Source organism: Kordia sp., assembly GCF_965283645.1.
Classification (GTDB): Bacteria; Bacteroidota; Bacteroidia; order Flavobacteriales; family Flavobacteriaceae; genus Kordia.
Genome location: NZ_CBDIPG010000001.1, coordinates 1,748,617 through 1,770,129, shown reverse-complemented (window position 1 = coordinate 1,770,129; position 21,513 = coordinate 1,748,617). Strand labels below are relative to the sequence as shown.

The 21,513-nt window shown below is 32.9% G+C and carries 23 protein-coding genes; 5 read left to right on the top strand and 18 right to left on the bottom strand.

Annotated elements, in window-relative coordinates; genetic code table 11:
* Positions 1 to 27 precede the first annotated feature (27 nt).
* The 3 genes from ACQ654_RS07665 to ACQ654_RS07655 all read right to left on the bottom strand — a co-directional run bounded on the left by ACQ654_RS07665 (position 28) and on the right by ACQ654_RS07655 (position 2,026).
* Positions 28 to 591: a DUF4870 domain-containing protein gene (locus tag ACQ654_RS07665; protein ID WP_430409735.1), complete on the bottom strand. Its 564-nt coding sequence runs from the start codon at positions 589 to 591 to the stop codon at positions 28 to 30.
* Between the two features lie 400 nt (positions 592 to 991).
* Positions 992 to 1,435 (bottom strand): hypothetical protein, encoded by a 444-nt coding sequence (locus tag ACQ654_RS07660; RefSeq protein WP_430409734.1) that lies wholly within the window; start codon positions 1,433 to 1,435, stop codon positions 992 to 994.
* Positions 1,436 to 1,471: 36 nt separating this feature from the next.
* On the bottom strand, positions 1,472 to 2,026 hold the full coding sequence (locus ACQ654_RS07655; RefSeq protein ID WP_430409733.1) for a hypothetical protein: 555 nt from the start codon (positions 2,024 to 2,026) through the stop codon (positions 1,472 to 1,474).
* Positions 2,027 to 2,197: 171 nt separating this feature from the next.
* Between ACQ654_RS07655 and ACQ654_RS07650 the strand changes: the two genes are divergently transcribed.
* The 4 genes from ACQ654_RS07650 (at position 2,198) to ACQ654_RS07635 (ending at position 5,161) form a co-directional block, all read left to right on the top strand.
* Positions 2,198 to 2,860 (top strand): VOC family protein, encoded by a 663-nt coding sequence (locus ACQ654_RS07650; protein WP_430409732.1) that lies wholly within the window; start codon positions 2,198 to 2,200, stop codon positions 2,858 to 2,860.
* A 25-nt stretch (positions 2,861 to 2,885) separates the two neighbouring features.
* The gene (gene yaaA / locus ACQ654_RS07645; protein WP_430409731.1) at positions 2,886 to 3,644 is read left to right on the top strand and encodes a peroxide stress protein YaaA; all 759 of its coding nucleotides are present in this window, start codon (positions 2,886 to 2,888) and stop codon (positions 3,642 to 3,644) included.
* Positions 3,645 to 3,648: 4 nt separating this feature from the next.
* A complete protein-coding gene (locus tag ACQ654_RS07640; RefSeq protein WP_430409730.1) occupies positions 3,649 to 4,383 on the top strand; it encodes a hypothetical protein in 735 nt (244 codons plus the stop codon).
* Between the two features lie 70 nt (positions 4,384 to 4,453).
* Entirely contained in the window at positions 4,454 to 5,161 is a 708-nt protein-coding gene (locus ACQ654_RS07635) for a uracil-DNA glycosylase family protein (protein WP_430409729.1), read from the top strand.
* Between the two features lies 1 nt (position 5,162).
* Here the strand turns inward: ACQ654_RS07635 and ACQ654_RS07630 are convergent, their stop codons facing one another.
* The 15 genes from ACQ654_RS07630 to ACQ654_RS07560 form a co-directional block, all read right to left on the bottom strand.
* On the bottom strand, positions 5,163 to 6,359 hold the full coding sequence (locus tag ACQ654_RS07630; protein ID WP_430409728.1) for a hypothetical protein: 1,197 nt from the start codon (positions 6,357 to 6,359) through the stop codon (positions 5,163 to 5,165).
* A 251-nt stretch (positions 6,360 to 6,610) separates the two neighbouring features.
* Positions 6,611 to 7,807 carry a hypothetical protein gene (locus ACQ654_RS07625; protein ID WP_430409727.1) on the bottom strand — a complete coding sequence of 399 codons (1,197 nt, stop codon included), beginning with the start codon at positions 7,805 to 7,807 and terminating at the stop codon, positions 6,611 to 6,613.
* 58 nt (positions 7,808 to 7,865) lie between these two features.
* The gene (gene rlmF, locus ACQ654_RS07620) at positions 7,866 to 8,792 is read right to left on the bottom strand and encodes a 23S rRNA (adenine(1618)-N(6))-methyltransferase RlmF (protein ID WP_430409726.1); all 927 of its coding nucleotides are present in this window, start codon (positions 8,790 to 8,792) and stop codon (positions 7,866 to 7,868) included.
* Entirely contained in the window at positions 8,762 to 10,561 is a 1,800-nt protein-coding gene (locus tag ACQ654_RS07615; protein WP_430409724.1) for a DUF885 domain-containing protein, read from the bottom strand. The genes rlmF and ACQ654_RS07615 overlap by 31 nt, the downstream gene beginning before the upstream one ends.
* A gap of 45 nt (positions 10,562 to 10,606) precedes the next feature.
* Positions 10,607 to 11,368 carry a tryptophan synthase subunit alpha gene (gene trpA, locus ACQ654_RS07610; protein WP_430409723.1) on the bottom strand — a complete coding sequence of 254 codons (762 nt, stop codon included), beginning with the start codon at positions 11,366 to 11,368 and terminating at the stop codon, positions 10,607 to 10,609.
* 79 nt (positions 11,369 to 11,447) lie between these two features.
* Positions 11,448 to 11,648 carry a GIY-YIG nuclease family protein gene (locus tag ACQ654_RS07605; RefSeq protein ID WP_430409722.1) on the bottom strand — a complete coding sequence of 67 codons (201 nt, stop codon included), beginning with the start codon at positions 11,646 to 11,648 and terminating at the stop codon, positions 11,448 to 11,450.
* 122 nt (positions 11,649 to 11,770) lie between these two features.
* Positions 11,771 to 12,958, bottom strand: a complete 1,188-nt coding sequence (gene trpB, locus ACQ654_RS07600) for a tryptophan synthase subunit beta (RefSeq protein WP_430409721.1) — start codon at positions 12,956 to 12,958, stop codon at positions 11,771 to 11,773.
* Between the two features lie 36 nt (positions 12,959 to 12,994).
* Entirely contained in the window at positions 12,995 to 13,663 is a 669-nt protein-coding gene (locus ACQ654_RS07595; protein WP_430409720.1) for a phosphoribosylanthranilate isomerase, read from the bottom strand.
* A gap of 138 nt (positions 13,664 to 13,801) precedes the next feature.
* Positions 13,802 to 14,587 (bottom strand): indole-3-glycerol phosphate synthase TrpC, encoded by a 786-nt coding sequence (gene trpC, locus ACQ654_RS07590; protein ID WP_430409719.1) that lies wholly within the window; start codon positions 14,585 to 14,587, stop codon positions 13,802 to 13,804.
* A gap of 116 nt (positions 14,588 to 14,703) precedes the next feature.
* Positions 14,704 to 15,696 carry an anthranilate phosphoribosyltransferase gene (trpD, locus tag ACQ654_RS07585; RefSeq protein WP_430409718.1) on the bottom strand — a complete coding sequence of 331 codons (993 nt, stop codon included), beginning with the start codon at positions 15,694 to 15,696 and terminating at the stop codon, positions 14,704 to 14,706.
* Between the two features lie 348 nt (positions 15,697 to 16,044).
* Positions 16,045 to 16,611 carry an anthranilate synthase component II gene (locus ACQ654_RS07580; RefSeq protein ID WP_430409717.1) on the bottom strand — a complete coding sequence of 189 codons (567 nt, stop codon included), beginning with the start codon at positions 16,609 to 16,611 and terminating at the stop codon, positions 16,045 to 16,047.
* Between the two features lie 89 nt (positions 16,612 to 16,700).
* On the bottom strand, positions 16,701 to 18,095 hold the full coding sequence (locus tag ACQ654_RS07575) for an anthranilate synthase component I family protein (RefSeq protein ID WP_430409716.1): 1,395 nt from the start codon (positions 18,093 to 18,095) through the stop codon (positions 16,701 to 16,703).
* Between the two features lie 195 nt (positions 18,096 to 18,290).
* Positions 18,291 to 18,857, bottom strand: coding sequence for a YceI family protein (locus ACQ654_RS07570; protein ID WP_430409715.1), 567 nt, complete (start codon positions 18,855 to 18,857; stop codon positions 18,291 to 18,293).
* Positions 18,858 to 18,901: 44 nt separating this feature from the next.
* A complete protein-coding gene (locus tag ACQ654_RS07565) occupies positions 18,902 to 19,369 on the bottom strand; it encodes a MarR family winged helix-turn-helix transcriptional regulator (protein WP_430409714.1) in 468 nt (155 codons plus the stop codon).
* Between the two features lie 92 nt (positions 19,370 to 19,461).
* Positions 19,462 to 19,896, bottom strand: a complete 435-nt coding sequence (locus ACQ654_RS07560; protein WP_430409713.1) for a hypothetical protein — start codon at positions 19,894 to 19,896, stop codon at positions 19,462 to 19,464.
* A gap of 235 nt (positions 19,897 to 20,131) precedes the next feature.
* Between ACQ654_RS07560 and ACQ654_RS07555 the strand changes: the two genes are divergently transcribed.
* Positions 20,132 to 21,505: a DUF1800 domain-containing protein gene (locus ACQ654_RS07555; protein ID WP_430409712.1), complete on the top strand. Its 1,374-nt coding sequence runs from the start codon at positions 20,132 to 20,134 to the stop codon at positions 21,503 to 21,505.
* Positions 21,506 to 21,513: the final 8 nt, after the last annotated feature.

Here is a 21,513-nt window from a genome sequence, read left to right as displayed (position 1 = left end):
ACAATTACGCATTTTATCTTTTATAAATTACCTAACAAATTTAATTAGACTAGGGAAATTAGTTGTCTTACCATAATTTGCTCTTATTGCAGCAATGATTGCAAGCACCATATTTATAATATATAATCCGAAGAAGGCAATAAATAGGATTTTAAATTTTGAGAAATTCATAAGAGTAGTGAATACTACTCCGCAAATAAGGCATACATAGGTAATAATAGACCAAGTGATTTGAAAGTTCAACAGATCTATTCCAGCTTTTTTTAAGCCTACTATTTTATCTTTATTCGTAATCCATAGGATTAATGGTATGATAATATTTCCAGTAGGAATAATTAAAAAAGATAATGTTGAGAGATACAAAAAGGTTAAAAATCGATTGTCTGTTTTTTGACCGTAATTTAAAATATCTTCGACATTCAAACTTAAGGCTTCACAAATTAGTAGCATTGTTTTTCCACGTGGTTCACTTTCACCACTTTCAATGCGTTGAATTGTTCTTAAATTGATTTTTGCAGTTTCGGATAATTCTTCTTGAGTAAGTCCTTTTGTTTTACGCGCTTCTTTTATTTTAACTCCAATTTCATTCATAATTTATAGTTTTATTTTTGAACAAAATTATAGGAGGTGTGTTTGTATTGATAGCGGTTTTTATGCGGCATTTATATGACATTTGTGTCAAAATACTGAATTTACTAGCTTTCCTCATTATTCATTTGTTGCTTACTTAATTCATATGAACTATATAAAAGACTTATTCCGCAAATAAAACCAGTAATAGTAGAAGTGATAGATTGAACATTTACAACCATGTAAATAGAAGCAACAATAGACAAAATTCCAATAATTAATATAATATATTTTGATTTCATAATGTTAGATTTCATGGCTTAATACTAGATAAGTATCAAAAATGACCGTATTGTTACGATAGAAATCTAACGAATAGAAAATAAGTGAGTAAGTAATGTGTGAATTATGACTGCCTAAATTACTTTTTCGCATCAAACAACAATGATTTTTTCTTAAAATCAAGGCGTATTTGATTGTATTTTTTCTTTTTAATAACGTTTAAATCTTGCTTTGTAGTTTCAAAACTAATTTGCGTCATCCAACGATTGGAAAGGTTTGAATAATCAGAATCAATTTCATAATTATCAGATTTCACAGTAATTTCTTCATCGGCTAAAAAAGTTAAGGTAGCGCCTTTCAATGTTTTAATTTTTGTAGTGCCAAGTATGGTAACATTTAAAAAAATATAGCCATTCAATTCTTGAAGTCCAGCCCAAATTCCACCATGTTCTGAAGTTGCAATTTGTTCTCCAGGAACATTTTCCATTTTATTTTCAGTGAATGTATCAACGTGTGTACGTTCCATAGCACGAATATTTCCCATACGGGCTAGCACTTTATCAATCTTCTTAAATAATTTCATGAGCTTATTTTTTCTGCGTTGCAAGATAAAATTATTCTAAGAAATTTTCGTCAATTGATCAAAAATATCAAAATGATGCAATTCACTTCTCAATTCAATAACTAGTTTGTTGTTTTTCAGTGTAATTCTATAAATTTCTTCAGATTCAAAAAGCGGTTTCAGAATCTTTAAAACACTCGAAAAAAATAGAGTGTGTTTGCCTTTCTTCTTTATTACATATTTTGGATGTTCCTGTAATTTCGAATACAAAGGTTTTAACGCATCTGTAAATTTCCTTTTTCGAACAAAAAATGTAGCATTTGTAGTTTTTACAGTAGGACAAGTCCATGTTACCAAAGTTAAAAGGTTTTGAGATTTTGAAGAAAGAAAAATATTTCCAGTGCCAGAATATACAGCTCGTTTGTATTTTAAATCCCAAGTTTTATTTGTTTGAATCTTTCCAAAAATAACATAACTCCAGGCATTAAATGTACCTTTTACTTTCCCTTTTTTACTGGCAATAAAACGTTCGAAAACTTCACAAAACTCTTTGTTTGCTAAATAAAAAGGAGAATCTATCTCGTGTGCTAATGCGTTGGATTTTATTTTCATAGAAAGAATTTTATATATATGTTTTGAAAACTGCTAATTTGTTACAGTTGTCAATCTTTTAGATCGTTCAATTCTCTGATACCTTTACATCATAAACAATCTTTATTTCTACATAAATGATAACTCTTTAAAAGATACTCTAATTTTTGTTGAAAATTGTATTTTTATACTATGCAAATTCGCGAATTAACACTTTTTACCACAAATTTAGAAGATCAGAAACAGTTCTACACGCACGTGTTAGAATTACCATTAGTTAGTTCTGATCAAGAAAAATTTACAATAAAAATAGGAACTTCTTTGCTCACATTTGTAACCGCAAAAACGTCAAATCCGGCACACTTTGCCATTAATATTTCTTCATACAAAATTCAAGAAGCATTACATTGGATACAAAAACGAACTGAAATTTTAGGGTGTGAAGGCGAACAAATTGCAGATTTTTCCAATTGGAATGCAAAAGCACTTTACTTTTACGATAACGATGGAAACATTGTAGAATTTATTGCGCGAAAAGATTTGGAAATCGTCAATACACATCCGTTTTCTTCTACAGATTTAGTCAATATTAGTGAAATCGGAATTGTTTCAAATGACAACAAAATCATTTACGAACAATTGCAAGCAATACGTCCAATAGCAATATATGACGGAAATTTAGATCGTTTTTGCGCGTTGGGAAATGCGGAAGGTTTATTTATTTTAGTTAATAAAACCAAGAAAAAATGGTTTCCAACGCAGGAAGAAGCATTCGTAGCCGATTTTCAACTCAAAGGCGACTATAATTTTGCATTTACGAATGGTAAAATAATCACAGAAAAAGAGTACATTTAACAACATAAAAAACGAAAGAGAAAAAATGAAGATTGTCATATCACCAGCAAAATCATTAGATTTAGATAGCAAAATTCCGACACAAAAACATACAGAAGCCTGTTTTTTAAAAGAAGCAGATCGCTTAAATAAAATATTAAAAAAGAAGTCGCCCAAAAGTTTGGGGAAACTCATGCATATTTCTGAAGCTTTGTCAGAATTAAACTGGCAACGCAATCAAGACTGGAGTTTACCATTTACAACAGAAAACGCACGTCCGAGTATTTACACATTTAGCGGACAGGTTTTTCAAGGATTAGATGCGTATTCATTACCAGAAGAAAAAATAGACGTGTTGCAAAATTCATTACGAATTCTTTCAGGGCAATACGGATTGTTAAAACCATTAGATTTAATGCAACCATATCGTTTGGAAATGGGCACAAAATTACCAATTGGTAAAAACAAAAACTTATACGAATTCTGGAAAAAGAAAATCACTACGCAACTAAACGACGAATTGCAAGAAGATGAATTGTTTGTGAATTTAGCCAGTAACGAATATTACAAAGCGGTTGATACAAAAGCACTAAAAGTTCCTGTAGTAACGCCCGTTTTTAAAGATTTGAAAAATGGCGAATACAAAACCATCATGACGTATGCAAAGTTGGCAAGAGGCTACATGACGCGTTACATTATTGACAAAGAAGCCAAAACAATTGATGATTTAAAAGGATTCAACTATGAAGGTTACGGATTTAGCGAAGAAATGTCTAACGAAAATGAATTAGTTTTTACACGATAAATATATGTTTCGTTACTACACACCAGTTCTCATACTTCAAATCTATTGTTTGTATCACGCATACAAAAGTGGAAAAGATTATTTCTGGTATTTAATGATATTAATGCTTCCCGTAATTGGAGCTGTCTTGTATTTATTGACGCAAGTATTTAACAAAAATGATCTAGAAAAATTTTCAGAAGAACTCGTAACGGCAATTATTCCTTCAAAAAAAGTGAAAGATGCTGAAAAACGGTTAGCATTTGCCGATACGTTTCAGAATAGAGTAGCGTTGGCAGATGCACATTTTGAAAATGGCGATTATGAAAATGCAAGTACTCATTATGAAGCGGCTTTAAAAGGAAACTTTCAGAACGATTTTTATGTCATCAAGCAAATGATGGGCGCTATGAGTCAATCACAAAACTATGCAGAAGTAATTCGGTTGGCCGAAAAAGTCAAAGACAATTACGAATTTGAAAAATCACACGCGCAATTTATATACGGTTTGGCGTTGGACAAATTGGGTCGAATAGAAGAAGCAGAAAAAAACTTAAAACCGATTGATCAACGGTATTCAAACTATGAAGAACGTTTGGTGTTGGCGCAGTTTTATGATAGAAATGACCAGCGTGAAAAAGCCAAAGAAATCTTAGATGAAATCATTATCGAATCTGACCATATGACAAAGCCAAACAGGCGATTATACGGGCAATTAATTACAAACGTACGCAAATATCGTGAAGAACTTGAAAATTAAATTTGAAGATGTAACAGTTTAATATTCATTCAATTTTTCAATCTTTGAATTATTAAATTCATTTAAAAAAATGTTCCATCACAAACATCCATACCAACCTTTCATTCAGTCAGATACTGAAAAACTCATTGTTGGCACGTTGCCACCACCACGATTTTCTACAGGCGATTTACTCGAAAAAGATGTTGATTTCTGCTATGGAAGTTATTACAATTCGTTATGGTTATTCATTGATAAAATTCATGATTTGAAGCTGCGATATGACAATTCACAACAAGCGATTGATGAACGCAAACAATTCTTAATCAAACACAAAATTGGTGTTTGTGACATTGTAGACAGTTGTGAGCGCGAAAAAATAGATGCTTCTGATTTAGGTATGCAAAACGTTCAATTGCGTGATGTTGTTGATTACTTACTGAAATATCCAAGTATTCACACAATTCTATTCACAGGCGGAAACTCCAAAAATGGACCTGAATATTTCTTTCGAAAACACTTAAAAAAGTACAATCTAAAATTAGAAGTTGTTTCAGATATTGTACCGAGAATTCATCAATTTGACATAAACTTAGTAAAAAGTATACGTCATGCTGAACTTGATTCAGCATCTCATAATTATACGAAAAGAATTATAAAAACCGTTTCACTTACCTCAGCTTCTGGCGCAGCAAACCGAGCTGTAGGAAGCATTCCGCTATACCGAAAACTAAAACGCGAAAACCCAAAATTTACTACGTTTGATTTTCGCGTGTTGCAGTATCGAGAGTTTTTTTAAATTATTTTTTGCCTTCTATTCTCATATTAAAATGCCATGGATGTTCAGACCAAGTATTCCAATCTTCTAAGCTTGTACTTTCACTTAATTTTGATTGTCCCGTATAGGCTTGTGCATAACAAAATCCATTACCATCAATAGTACTACCATAACTCCCTGTATTTACACCAATACTTTCTCCGTTTATCACATGCATTGTGAAGATATATTCTATATCTTTATCAAAGAAAAGTTTAAAATTAGTAATATTAAACTCAATCCAACCACCATTAAAATTTGCAGGAATTGTTTGTGTTAAACCTCCAATTAATGTTCCATCTTGCTGTCTAATATTTAATTTTATATCTAATGGATTATTATAAGTAGAACCGTTCTCATAATATTTGAAAGCTTCTGTAAAGCGTAATCCAAATTTAGTAGGATGTACATCTTCTTCAAAAACAACTCCTTGTCCAGTTCCTACATTTCGATCAAACGGCATAAGTCCACTAGGTGTATTCGTTCTGTCATCTCCTCCAAACCATTTATTGGCATTTGTCTCCTCACAAACATTATTTAAATCTATATCCATCGTTTCTACTTTTAGCGTGTAAATTCGTTGCTCTCCATTTAAAGCAGTAATCACAAAATCTATATCAGAGGAATAATTTGTGATACTTGCCGGATCAGGCGAAATAGTAGCTTGTTCAGAATAAACTATAGCTAAATCTAGATTTGTTTTGTCTGTGAAAGTTGGGAATCTTTTAATAATTGTAGTTGTATTTGGATCTAGATATGAAGTAGTCACGAAGTCAGGTGTCGTAAATGTATACGAAAGAATAAAGTTTTCATCATTTAGTTCATTAGTAATATTGATAGTATATTGTCGAGTATCTCCATTTTCTGCGGTAACTGTAAGATTAAAAGGTCCTGATATTGATGTAATTGTAGAAGGATCGGGACTTATAGATGCTCCATTTGATATAGATACTTCTAATAGAATATCTGTTAACTCGAAGAACTCAGATACGGTTCCATTGATTGCATTCTCTGAGATAGTAAAACTAGTCGAAAAACTTCCTTTAACTAATTCAAAAGAAGTTATTAAGTTATTCGAACTTAAGCTAGGTGCTCCGTCCGAAGAATCATCACTACTACAGGAAAATAATAAGATTAATAAAATTAATGGTAATTGAAATAGAATATTTCTTTTTTTCATAATAAAGGTTTTTAAAAAGGCTTCAAAAATATAAAATTATAATAGGTTTTCAGTAATCCCAAGTCATAATTCTATTAGCTTTATTTCTTGGAGCTATCGCTATCGTACCAAAATCATTTCACTTATTTTGGTTTCTGGTGTTGTAAACCTAGCAATTGGAAGCATTCCATTATATAGAAAACTAAAACGCGAAAACCCAAAGTTTACTACTTTTGATTTTCGCGTTTTACAATATCAGGAGTTTTTTTAAATTATTTTTCCCCTTCCATTTTAATATTAAAATGCCATGGAGTTTCATACCATGAACCCCAATTATCTATATCTGTATTCTCACTTATCTTTGATTGTCCAGCGTAAGCTTGCCTAAAACAAAATCCATTACCTTCATAACTAATACCATGTATTCCTGTGTTGATTCCCAAGTTTTCTCCGTTTACAAGATGCATTGTGAAAATATACTCTGTATTTGCGTCAAAGAAAAGTTTAAAGTTTGTAATATCAAACTCAATCCAACCACCATTAAAACTTGCAGAGATTGTTTGTGTTAAGTTTCCAATTAATGTTCCATCTTGCTGTCTAATATTTAATTTAATATCTAGTGGATTATTATAAGTAGAACCATTTTCAGAAGATTTGAAAGCTCCTGTAAGGTTAAATCCAAACTTAGTTGGATGTACATCTTCTTCAAAAACAACTCCTTGTCCAGTCCCTACATTTCGATTAAATGGTATAATTCCACTAGGTGCATTCGTTCTATCATCTCCTCCAAACCATCTGGAGGCAGTCATGTCATCACAAACATTATTAAAATCCATATCCATCGTTTCAACTTTTAGCGTGTAAACTCGTTGTTCTCCATTTAAAGCAGTAACCACAAAATCCATATCAGAGGAATAATTTGTGATACTTGCTGGATTAGGCGAAATGGTAGCTTGTTCAGAATAAACTATGGCTAAATCTAAATTTGTTTTGTCTGTGAAAGTTGGTAATCGTTTAATGATTGTAGTTGTATTAATATCCACATCTGAAGTAGTTACGAAGTCAGGTGTCGTAAATGTATATGAAAGAATAAAGTTTTCATCATTTAGTTCATTAGTAATGTTGATAGTATATTGTCGAGTATCTCCATTTTCTGCGGTAACTGTAAGGTTAAAAGGTCCTGAGATAGATGTAATTGTAGAAGGATCAGGACTTATAGATGCTCCGTTTGATATAGATACTTCTAGTAGTATATCTGTCAACTCGAAGAACTCAGGCACAGTTCCAGTAATTGCATTCTCTGAAATAGTGAAGCTAGTCGCAAAACCTCCTTTAACCAATTCAAAAGAAGTTATTAAGTTATTCGAACTTAAGCTAGGTTCTCCATTTGAGGAATCATCACTGCTACATGAAAATAATAAAATCAATAAAATTGAGGGTAGTAGAAAGAGTATATTTCTTTTTTTCATAATAAGGGTTTTTAATAAGCTGGTAAAAATACAGAATTGCGACCACTTACTAGTAATCTTATTTTAAAAAACTCCAAGCCACAATTCTACTCACTTTATTTCCTTGTCCCATTGGAATGGTTTTTACAGTTGTAGCATTTACACGTTTTAAAGCATCGTAAATCGCAGGAAGATTATCTTTTTTAGAAACCAACGTTGTAAACCATAAACACGATTTAGAAAATAATTTACTTTCTTTAATCATATTTTTAATAAACTTCTTTTCGCCACCTTTACACCACAATTCATTGGGTTGTCCACCGAAATTCAATTCAGGTTTTACAGTTTTGTCGCCTATCAAGTTTTGTAACTTTCTTTGTGTTCCTGCTTGAGCTTCTTTAGCAGATTTATGAAATGGCGGATTGCAAAGTGTTACTGAAATACATTCAGAATGTTCCAAAACTCCTTTAAAAATTTGACTTGGATTTAACTGTTGACGAACTTCAATAGCATCTTTTAAAACATCATTTTTAGAAATGATATCCTGAGCGTTTTCTATAGCAATCGAATCAATATCGGAAGCAATAAACGACCAACCGTATTCTTGTGTTCCAATAATTGGATAGACCAAATTTGCGCCTGTGCCAATATCTACACATGTAATTTGTTTCCCTTTCGGGATTTTGCCCTGATACGTTTCAGCTAGTAACGTTGCCAAATGATGAATGTAATCAGCTCTTCCAGGAATTGGTGGACACAAATAGTTTTTAGGAATGTCCCAAAAATCAATCGCATAATACTGCTTCAATAATGCTTTGTTTAGCATTTTTACCGCTTCTGGATCGAAAAAATTAATAGATTCATCACCAAACTTATTTGGCTTTACAAACGATTTCAATTCAGGACACGCTTTTGTCAATAATTTAAAATCGTAACGCTGTCTGTGTTTATTTAACGGATGCAGTTCAGATTTCTCTATTTTGTGTTGCTTTTTACTTGAATCCATATATTAATTTTATCTTCTAGCAATTGCAACGGAATACAACCTGTACTCAATACTTGATTGTGAAACTCACGAATATCAAAAGTATCGCCTAATGTTTTTTCAGCTTTAGCGCGCAATTCACGAATTTTTAATTGTCCAATCTTATACGACAATGCTTGCCCAGGATTTGCCATATAACGTTCAATTTCAGAAGTTATACTAGCTTCACTTTCTGCTTCATTATCAAGTGAATATTGAATGGCTTCTTCACGTGTCCAACCTTTGGCATGCAATCCTGTGTCAACAACCAAACGGATAGCACGATGCATTTCCATACCCAACATTCCAAAATATTGATACGGATCTGTATACAAACCTAATTCTTTTCCTAACGATTCTGTATATAAAGCCCAACCTTCACCGTATGCGCTGTACCAAAGTGTCTTTCTAAACGCTGGCAAATTTTCGTTTTCTTGTGTTAATGAAATTTGATAATGGTGCCCCGGAATTGCTTCATGTAGAAATAACGCTTCATCCGAAAATACATTGTATGTTGTTGCATCAGGAATTGGCGTGTAAAAGATGCCAGGACGCGTTCCATCTAACGAACCAGGATTGTATTCTGCACTTGCAGATGCTTCTCTAAAGGCTTCAGTACGACGAACTTCAAAAGGTGTTTTGGGTTTTAAATCGAATAGTTTTTCCAGCTGTGGCTTCATTCGATCATGAATCGCATTAAAATTATCAATAATCTGTTTTGGTTCTGTATATGGCATCAACGCTTTGTTTTCTCTCACAAAATTGAAAAACGATTTGATATCGCCTGTAAAGCCAACTTGTGTTTTTACTTTTTCCATTGCAGCCAAAATTCGAGCAACTTCTTTCAATCCTAACTCATGGATTTCAGTTGCTGTCATGTTGGTTGTTGTGTAATTTTTTATAGCATGATTGTAATATGCTTCTCCATGTGGAAGTGCCGAAATTCCACTACTTTCTCTTCCAGCTTTTAAATAATCACCTTTTAAAAATTGATAGATTGTATCGAATGAAGGAATCAGTTTCTCCGTTAAAATTGTAGTGTAAGAAGTTGTTAATTGCTTTTTATCATCATCTGAAAAATTTGCTGGAAAGTTTTTGATTGGAGAATAAAATAAATGATTTTCCACATCATTAGAAGCTAATACTTCAAACTGTGGAATTACCTTTTTAATTAACGATTTTGGCAACACATAGTTTTCTTGAATTCCTTCCTGCATACGTTCTTTAGCCGTTTGTAACCAAACATTATATCCTTCCAAACGTTGTAGCCAATTGTTATAATCTGCTACTGTTTTAAACGGTTGTGCGCTTGCGCCACTTGCCAATTGACCAACGACTAAGTTTAGTGTCCACATTTGATTCAGCGGTAACAAACGATCATTTTTGAAGCTCAATTGTTTTAAATTCATATCGCAATCCCAATTCAAAATTGCTTTACTCAGCTGTTCACTTTCAGAAAGATCTGTATCAGCATAATTTTCTAGCGCATTTTTGAAAGTTGTGTAATGTACTTTCAATTTCTCATGATGCTCATCCGATAAGAAATTTGGAAACTGATCGTTGTACGTGTTGATTCCTGCAAAGGTTGCATTCAACGGATTCAATTCTAATCCTTTTTGGTAATAATCATCTAAAAAATCAGCAAAACTCTGTGTTGATTTTTCCGTTTTAGTATCGTTACTTTTTTTATCGTCTTCACAAGCAATAAGAGATAATATACAGATTGAAAAGATGTAAATATATTTTTTCATTTGATGAGGTTGATTAATGAATAGTTAAAAGTACTACTTTTTAGATTAGCGAATACTTGAAACAAAAGCAGCAATAGCATCTGTTCCGTTTTGTGTTAAGTGCTTGATGAATGCACTTCCGATAATGGCACCTTTTGCTTTGCTTGTTGCTTGATTGAACGTTTCACGATTGGAAATTCCAAAACCAACTATTTGTGGATTTTTCAACTTCATTGCGCCAATTCTATCAAAATAATCAGCTTGTGTATTTCCAAAACTGCTTTTTGCACCTGTGGTTCCTGCCGAACTTACCATATAGATGAATCCGTTGGAAATACTATCAATAAATCGAATACGATCTTCAGAAGTTTGTGGTGTAATTAAAAACACATTAATTAATCCATATTTCTCAAAAATAGCTTGGTATTCGTTGTGATATACATCAACTGGCATATCCGGAATAATCAATCCGTCAATTCCAACTTCTTGACATTTAGCACAAAATGCTTCAATTCCGTATTGCATCATCGGGTTTAAATAGCCCATAATAATCAATGGAATGGTAACTATTTTACGAATGTCTGCTAACTGTTCAAACAAAATTTTACTGGTCATACCGTTTTTTAACGATTGTGTAGAACTCGCTTGAATCGTTGGTCCATCGGCTAAAGGATCACTAAAAGGCAATCCAATTTCGATCATATCTACACCATTTTTCTCTAAATTTTCAATCACGCCAACGGTATCATTCAAACTTGGATAACCTGCCGTGAAATATATAGATAGTAACTTTTTATCTTCGTGTAATTTTTGGTTTATTCTGTTCATTCAATGTATACTTTTTGTATTCCTGCGAAGGCAGGAATCTATTTTTGACTATTATTGCATTCCTGCGAAGGCAGGAATTTTACACATACTCAGAAAGGTCTTTCCAATCAGGATTTAATCCATTAATCAAATTGATCTTCCACTGACGTTTCCACTTTTTTAGTTGCTTTTCTCTTTGAATCGCATTATTAACATATTTTGTAGTTTCAAAATACACAAGTTTATATACATTATATTTTCCTGTAAAAGTGCCAACCTTATTATTTTTATGTTGATTCAATCTTCGTTTTAGTTGATTCGTTCTTCCAATATAAGACTGTATGACTTTAGTTTGTTAGAATGAAAATATTATGTATATCCATAGTTTTTATGGTGATTCCTGCCTTCGCAGGAATGAAAAAATTACAACTTGAAATAATCTATATACGTATTCAAATCCTTGTCGCCACGACCTGATAAATTCAAGACTACAATTTCATCTTCCTTAAATTTACGTGTGTCAAAAATTGCCAATGCGTGCGACGTTTCAATTGCTGGAATAATGCCTTCCAATTGCGATAATTCCAGTCCAGCTGTCATGGCTTCATCATCTGTAACAGAAATAAATTCGGCACGTTTACTTGCGTATAAATGTGCGTGCATTGGACCAACACCAGGATAATCTAATCCTGCCGAAATTGAATACGGCTCTGTAATTTGTCCGTCTTTGGTTTGCATTAATAAGGTTCTGCTTCCGTGAATGATTCCATCTTCTCCCAAAACTGAAGTTGCGGCACTTTCACCTGAGTGAATTCCTTTTCCAGCGGCTTCAACCGCGATTAAATTTACACGATCATCATCTAAATATTGATAAAAAGCGCCAGCAGCATTGCTTCCGCCACCAACACATGCAATTATATGGTCAGGATAGGAGCGACCTTCTTTTTCTTGCAATTGCCATTCTATTTCCTCAGAAATCACCGCTTGAAAACGCGCTACCATGTCTGGATACGGATGTGGACCAACCACTGAACCAATGATGTAATGTGTGTTTACAGGATTACTAATCCAATCGCGAATGGCTTCGTTTGTAGCATCTTTTAGCGTTCTACTTCCAGATAATGCGGCACGAACTTCTGCGCCCAACATTTTCATACGTGCTACATTTGGAGCTTGTCGTGAAATGTCAATTTCGCCCATATACACAACACATTCTATGCCCATGAGTGCACAAACAGTTGCGGTTGCAACGCCATGTTGTCCAGCGCCAGTTTCGGCAATAATTCGGGTTTTGCCTAAACGTTTTGCCATTAAAATTTGTCCGATTGTATTGTTTACTTTGTGTGCGCCTGTATGATTTAAATCTTCACGTTTTAAGTAAATTTTTGTGTTGTATTTTGCAGACAAACGTTCAGCATAAAACAATGGTGATGGACGTCCAACATAGTCTTTTAGTAATTGCTGAAATTCTTTTTGAAAAGAATCTTCATACATAATTTCCAAATACTTTTGGCGTAATTCTTCTACATTCGGATATAACATTTCAGGAATGTACGCGCCACCAAACGGTCCGTAATATCCTTTTTCGTTAACGTGATATGTCTTTTTCATAATCTTTAACGTTTCCACGAAAGTGGAAGTCTATTTTTATATATTATTTTTAAATTCTTTTAATGCTTCAATATTTTTCAAACCTGGGACAATTTCAAATTTACTATTTACATCTAAAGCATAACAGTATTTTGAAGCTTTACTTTTCATAAAATCGTTTAATTTTGTGATGGTTTCTAAACCAATTCCGCCACTTAGAAAAAATGGTTTTGTTGATGGATAGTTTTCTAAAACAGTCCAATCGAATGTAACACCATTTCCGCCAGGTAATTTCCCTTTGGTATCAAATAAAAAATAATGAACTACTTCTTCAAAATCTTCTAAAATTGAAAAATCAAATTCATTTTTTATAGAGAATACTTTGATGATTTCAATATGCGAATTTGGTAAATTGAAATTGTCATGCTGCACTTGATTCAGCCTCTCATCATCTGCATTTTGGCTCAGCTCAATGCTCGTATTTAGTTTTTCACAAAACTCAACAGTTTCACTTCCGTGTAATTGTACAGCTTGTAAATCGTAGAATTTTATTTTTTTTAGAATTTCGTCAACAGAAGCATTCACAAATACACCAGTTTTTTTGATTCCTGTTGGAATTTCAGGAATAACCGTATCAAAAAAACGAGATGATTTTTGATAGAATATAAAACCCAAGTAATCTGGTTGCAATTCGCTGATTGCAATCATATTATCTTCGTATTTCATTCCGCATATTTTGAGTTTCTTGTGTTTCATTGAATGATTAGAAAATTAAATGTTTACTCGTAATAATTATACTTTATAGCACTTGCTTGTTTGTTCATTTTTTGTGTGATGTTGAATCAAGTTCAGCATGACGTCTGATTATCCTTTCAACCGATCAATAAACTCCAACGCACTATTTCCAGGGTTTTCCGTTTTCATAAAGTTTTCGCCAATTAAAAAACCTTGATATCCAAAAGGTTTCAATTCTTTGATCGCTTCAATAGAACTAATACCACTTTCAGATACTTTTACAAAATCATTTGGAATATGCGTAGACAATTCTTTGCTGATATCCGTGCTTACGTCAAAGGTTTTTAGATTCCGATTGTTAACACCTAACATGTCCAATGAAGGCATGATTGATTTTTGTAATTCTTCTAAATTGTGAACTTCTAACAATACATCTAAACCGAAGCTTTTCGCCGTTTCCGATAAGTTTTTGATTTCTTCTTTTGTCAATACCGCCGCAATTAATAGAATGACATCTGCGCCATGTGCTTTTGCTTCTATAATCTGATATTCGTCAATGATGAATTCTTTTCTGAGAATCGGTAATTGTGCGCTCGCTCTTGCTAACAATACATCGTCTAACGAACCGCCAAAGTATTTTCCATCTGTTAATACAGACATTCCGCAAACGCCAGCATGTTCGTAGCCTTTAGCAACATCTTGTACACTTGCACTTTGATTGATAACTGCTTTTGATGGTGAACGTCTTTTGAATTCGGCAATAATTCCTGTGTTACTTTCGCGCAATGCAGTTGCTAATGACATTGTTTTTCGTTCAAACAATACGGAAGCTTCCAATTGTGATGTTGGAATGATGCCTTTTTTGAGCGCAACTTCTTTGTGTTTGTCTGCTATGATTTTATCTAAAATGGTCATAAAAATTTTCAATTTTTATTCCCGAGCAATCGGGAAAATTTTTATATTTTTCTATAGTTATGGATTCCTGCCTTACTGAATTAAGTTCAGTACAGGTCGTAGGAATGACAAATCTATTACTTACTCAACTCCTGTAACTTTTTTAACACGTTTAGCGCTTTTCCAGATTGCAATGATTCTTTTGCGACTTCAAAACCTTCTTTGGCACTGAAACCTTTTACGGTAGCAATTGCCATTCCTGCATTTGCACAAACGACATTGTTTTGCGGATCCGTTCCTTTTCCTTCTAATATGTTGGTGAAAATTTCAGCGGCTGAAGCAACAGAATCGCCACCATAAATTGATGCCTGCGTATGTTGTGGAACGCCAAAATCTTCAGGTGTTAGCATTTCTTCTGAATTGTTTCGAATTGCTTTGGTTGCGCCAGTTAATGATATTTCATCATAACCATCTAATGCGTGTAATATGGTGTAATTTTTATCGGTGTTTTGGTATAAATAACCATACATTCTTGCCAATTCTAGATTGAAAACGCCAACCATTTGATTTTTTGGAAATGAAGGATTCACCATTGGACCTAACATATTGAAGAATGTTTTTACACCTAGTTCACGTCGAATTGGTGCAACATTTTTCATGGCTGGATGAAATAAAGGCGCATGCAATACACAAATTCCAGCTTGGTCAATACACTTTTCTAAGAAGTCTGTTTTGTTGGTAAATTTGATTCCTAAATGTTCCATTACATTTGATGAACCACTTACCGAAGAAACTCCGTAATTTCCATGTTTGGCAACTTTTACACCTGCGCCAGCCGTAATGAAAGAAGCTAAGGTTGAAATGTTGAATGTGTCTTTTCCGTCACCGCCAGTTCCGCATAAATCAATGGCGTTGTATGCTGATAAATCAATAGGAATACACAATTCTAGTAAAGCATCACGGAAACCTTTTAGTTCTTCAATTGTGACACTTCGCATCATGAAAACTGTTAGGAAAGAAGCTATCTGACTTGGATTGTACATGTCTTTCGAAATGTTGACCAATACTTGTTTGGCTTCCGCTTCCGTTATATTTTCGTGATTGATGAGTCTGTTTAGTAAGTTTTTCATTTTTTTTTAAAGTATTGAGGTTTTAGTCTTGAGTATTGAGATGAGTTTTTAAGAAACAGATTGCTGCGGCTGTTATATCGCAATGACGTTTATTTGAAGTCTTATTACTCAATTCTCATATCTAGCTATTTGCCTTTTACTGTTAGTTTCGTTTTAAAGTACTTCTCGATACAATTTCCTGTCTATTTCGATAGCTACGCTAAGTATTTTCAATCAAAATATATTTTGATTTCAATAATGCTCGATATGATAGAAAATTACTCGAAGTGACATTAAGTATTTTTTTGACATTACGTTTCTTTGGAGCTAACTTTTACATTTAAAAATTTAGCAGTTAAAATTTATAATTCAATCACGCACCCAGTTTTCTAATATTTTTTTTCCGTGTGGTGTTAGTACAGATTCTGGATGATATTGTACACCGCGCACATCGTATGTTTTGTGACGAAGCGACATAATTTGTCCGTTTTCATCAAAAGAAGTAGCTTCTAAACTTTCGGGTAACGGACTTGCTACAATCCAAGAATGATAACGCCCAACATCAAACGATTTTGGCAAACCATCAAATAATGATTCATCCTCAACAGATAGTTCTATTTTGGTCGCAATTCCATGATATACTTCTGCTAAGTTAGAAAGCGAACCGCCAAATACTTCTCCAATGGCTTGTTGTCCTAAACAAACACCTAAGATACTTTTTGTAGGTGCATATTTTGCAATAATTGGTTTCAATAAACCTGCTTCATCAGGAATTCCTGGACCTGGCGAAAGAATGATTTTTTCATATGCTTCAACTTCTTCCAACGAAAGTTGATCGTTTCTTTTTACGGTTACATCACATTCTAAATCTTCTAAATAATGCACAAGATTGTATGTGAAACTATCGTAATTATCTATGACTAGTATTTTTTTCATTTCTTTTTATTTAGTATTGAGATGTTAATATTGAGAATTGAGACAGATTTTATTTATCTCACTACTCAATTCTCATATCTCACTTCTTCTTATATTGTTTCCGCAATTTCCAACGCAGTATTCAGCGCTCTTAGTTTGTTATATACTTCTTGGTTTTCGTTTTCTTCTGATGATTTCGCTACAATTCCTGCACCAGCTTGGTAATGTAGTTTGTGGTTTTTGCTTAGAAATGTTCTGATCATGATAGCATGATTGAAGTTTCCGTCAAAGTCCATGAAACCAATAGCACCACCATAAAAATCACGGTTAGATGTTTCGTATTTTTCAATTAGTTGCATGGCTTTGTGTTTTGGCGCGCCACTTAATGTTCCTGCCGGAAATGTGTCTGCCACAACTTGCATTGTGAGTGCATTTGTATGTTTTTGTGCTGTTACTTTTGATACTAAGTGAATGACGTGTGAAAAGAATTGCAATTCTTTATACGTTTCCACTTTGACTTGATTTCCGTTTCTACTTAAGTCGTTTCGAGCTAAATCTACTAGCATTACATGTTCTGCATTTTCCTTTGGATCATCAAATAATCTTTTGGCAGATGCAGCATCTTCTTCATCATTTCCAGTACGTTTGAAGGTTCCGGCAATTGGATGAATTTCTGTATGATTGTCTTGAACAACGAGTTGTGCTTCTGGCGAAGACCCGAAAATTTTGAAATTGCCATAATCAAAGTAGAATAGGTATGGAGAAGGATTGATACTTCGCAATGCACGATACACATTGAATTCGTCTCCTTTAAATCTTTGAATAAATCTTCTTGATAATACTAATTGAAACACATCACCACGATAACAGTGTTTTTTTGCCAACGCTACATTTTGTTTGAACTGTTCATCATCTAAATTTGAAGTACGTTCACCATCAATTTTGAAATTGTAGGTTGTGAAGTTTTTGGAACTTAATAAGTGTTCTATGGAAGCAATATTGTCTTCTTGTTCATAACAATGCGAAAATATATATGCTTCGTTTTTGAAATGATTGAAGGCAATAATGTTTTGATATACCGCATAATATATATCTGGAATGTTTAGCGATTGCTCTTTTTTAGTAATTTCTACATCTTCAAAATACCGAACTGCGTCATAAGCAATGTATCCGAACAATCCGTTATTGATAAATTTGAAATCGTTTTTATCCGTTTTAAATTGTTGTGAAAATTCATGAATTAGGGCAGGAACGTCTGTGTTTTCATCAATAGTAATACTATTTTTTTCACCGTTTGGAAATTCGCGTGTAAGCGTTTCATTTTCTACTTTTATACTTGCAATTGGATTGCAACATACGTACGAGAAACTATTTCCACTGGCATGATAGTCGCTACTTTCTAGCAATAAACTATTCGGATATTTATCTCTGATTTTGAGGTAAACACTTACTGGCGTGATGGTGTCTGCCAGAATTTTTTTGTAGGTTGTTTTTAAAGAATACATAGTTGAGTTTGTTTCAAAAAAAAAAGACTTGCCGTGATTGACAAGTCTTTTATATATCTATTAGTAGTAAATAGGGACTTTGCTCACGCTTTTTGAGTTCGTAAGTTCCACCACCAAGTATTTACTAAATTTGTGTTCATTTTGTGTTTTTGTTGTAACAAATATAGGAATGAATTTTTGAAAGAAAAAAGTTTTTTAGAATTTTAATTCTACAACTAAATCAAATTCATTACTAATTGCTTTGTCTTTTAATCCATCAATAAAAGAAGCAGAACCATACTTGATTCCATATTTTGTACGGTCTACTTTTAATTTTGCTTCTGCAGAATTTTCCTCTAATTCAATGTCAAATGTAATCGGAGATTTGTTTCCTTTTATGGTTAAATCGGCCGCAACTCTATAAATATTGTCATCCGTTTCAACAACTTTTCTAAATTTTAAAATTGCATCTGGAAACTTTGCTACCCCAAAAAAGTCATCTGATTTCAAGTGACCGTCAAGTTTTGTTTTTCCGCCACCACTTAAATCAGTTGTGTTAATTGATGTCATGTTTATTGTAAACATACCGCCAACTAGTTTTCCGTCTTTAAATTCTAATGTTCCATCTTTAAAATCAATTGTTCCTTCATGTTGTCCAGTTACTTTGTAACCTGTCCATTCAATAGAACTTTCTTCTGTGTCAATTTTTTTGTCTTGTGCAAAAGCAGTTGTAATTGTAGCTAATACAAAGATTGCTACTAATGATAAAATACGTGTTTTCATTTTTTTGTTTTTAATGTATGTCGATTTTTGTTTTTAGGACAATTTTATTCGGATTGTGAACCTCTTAATTTTTCTAATAAAGTATTTAATGTTTTTGCTTCTTCTATTGTAAGTGGTCGAATTGTTTCTTCTTCTAATTCATTTAGTTTTGGATCAATTGTGTTTAATAAATTCAAACCACTTTTTGTGATAATGATTTCTACTTTTCTACGATTTTCAGGACAAACGGTACGCTCTACTAAACCTTTTAAAATTAGCTTGTCAATCAATCGTGTTGTATTGCTATTTTTATGAATCATGCGTTCTTGAATTGTTGCCAAATTTGCAGGTTTTCCCTTTTGACCTCTAAGAATGCGTAATACATTAAATTGTTGTGCTGAAATGTCATATTGTTTAAAAAAGTCTAAAAATTTCTGAGAAAACGAATTATTCGTAATCATAAAATTCAGCGCAGTTCGCTTTGCTAATGGCAAAATTGCTTCACTTTTTAATATATCATTCAATTTGTTCATTGTATGTACAATATTTGTATATACAAATGTAGTTTAATTTTTGAGTTTTGAAACAGGTAGTGTGTTAAAATTTAATTAAAAAAATTATGACTCTATTTTGAATTGTTGATTTTAAGAATTTCAACTTTTCCATTTTTGTAGCTTTCAAGTTGATATGTAAACACATCTGCATATCCAATGTGCCATTTGTTGAATAGATAATAGAAATTGAGATGAGTTCCAATACATTTCTTCTTTTGGTATCTTTTCTTTGGATTTACACGTTTAATTTCTAAACTGTCATTATCCTGAGGTTTATAATCGAAGTCAAATAGATTTTTTGAATTGAGTTTTCTTAGTATAGTTTCCGCTACTAATTCATCAAGTTGTTTAGGATCTTCCATAAGAAGTCCGTCCATTGCAAAATCATTAATTCCCAATATGCGTTCTATAGTCCAAACATAATAGATGCTTTTTGAGTGTTTGGAAGCGTTTTCTAAATTATCTGCACAACTACAAAATCGAATGGTTTCTGATGCTTTACACATTTGTACTTAAAATTAACTTTTACCAAAATCAAATATACTAAAATCTACTCTTGTCACTTCGAGCGCAGTCGAGAAGTCTTGGGAAACTATTGTTTTATTGAATCTTGACTGTGCTCAATTTGACATAATTGGTTGATACACTAAATATTTTATATGTTTAATTCACAATAGTAATCAAAGCATCCCAAATTAAACTTTCCAAACGTTTTACAGTCATACTTACAAACAATTTGTCATGACCTTACAAGAAATTGTGCATTTATATCATAGAGTCGGATTTGGAATTTCATATACAGAAGCTGTTGCTTTACAAAGTAAATCGAGAGCAGCAATTGTCAACGAAATTTTTAGTGATTCAGATACATTTACACCATTGTCGGTTGATGTTTCCGAATTAACATCACAATTGAAAGGTTTAAATTTAAAAGACCGAAAAAAGATTCGTTCGCTTATAAAAGATAGCGTTAAAAAAGTACACAAACTCAATATTGCTTGGATAGAACGCTTAGGAACGACTGAAAAACTACTGCGCGAAAAAATGACACTTTTTTGGGCAAATCATTTTGTATGTCATGATAAAAATATTCTACACATTCAAAACTACAACAATACGCTTCGCACTCATGCATTGGGAAATTTTAAAGATTTCGTCATTGCCATTTCCAAAGAAGCTTCCATGATAAAATATTTAAATACGAAACAAAATCGAAAACGGAAACCAAACGAAAATTTTGCGCGCGAGTTGATGGAATTATTCACACTAGGACGTGATCAATATTCTGAAAAGGACATCAAAGAAGCCGCGCGTGCCTTTACAGGTTGGAATCATGATATAAAAGGTGATTTTCGCTTCCGCAGATTTCAGCATGATGATGGTGAAAAAACATTTTTTGACAACACAGGAAACTTTGATGGTCAAGACATTATTGAAATCATTTTGGAACAAAAACAATGTGCACAATTTATCTGTGAAAAGATATACAAATACTTCGTGAATGATCAATTAGACGATTCTCGCGTAAGCGAAATGACAACCATATTTTATAAAGATTACGACATTGAAAAGTTGATGCATTTTGTGTTTTTATCAGATTGGTTTTACGATGAAAAAAATATTGGAACAAAAATAAAATCACCGATGGAATTCTTAATTGGCGTTCATAAAGTAGTGCCGATGCAGTTTGAAAAAGAACGTGAATTGATATATCTACAAAAATTACTGGGACAACATTTATTATTTCCACCAAATGTAGCAGGTTGGAAAGGCGGACGCAACTGGATCAATCCGAATTCGATGATGTTGCGCTTAAATTTACCTGCTATATTATTGGTAAATGGCGTCATTTCGTTAGATGAAAAAGGCGAATTTGAAGACGATTTTCAACGTTTTAATAACAAACGAAATCGACAACGTAAATTGAAAGTGAAAGCGGATTGGGAAACATTTGAATCGCAACAAAAAGATGTGACTTTACAACAATTACAAAAAGTGTTGTTGGCAAGTCCCATAAACAAAGGAACACAGCAATATTTACATAAATTAGAAGAACAAGGTTTAAAAGAATCTTGTATTCAACTCATGTCGTTACCAGAATATCAATTGTGTTAAGTGAATAA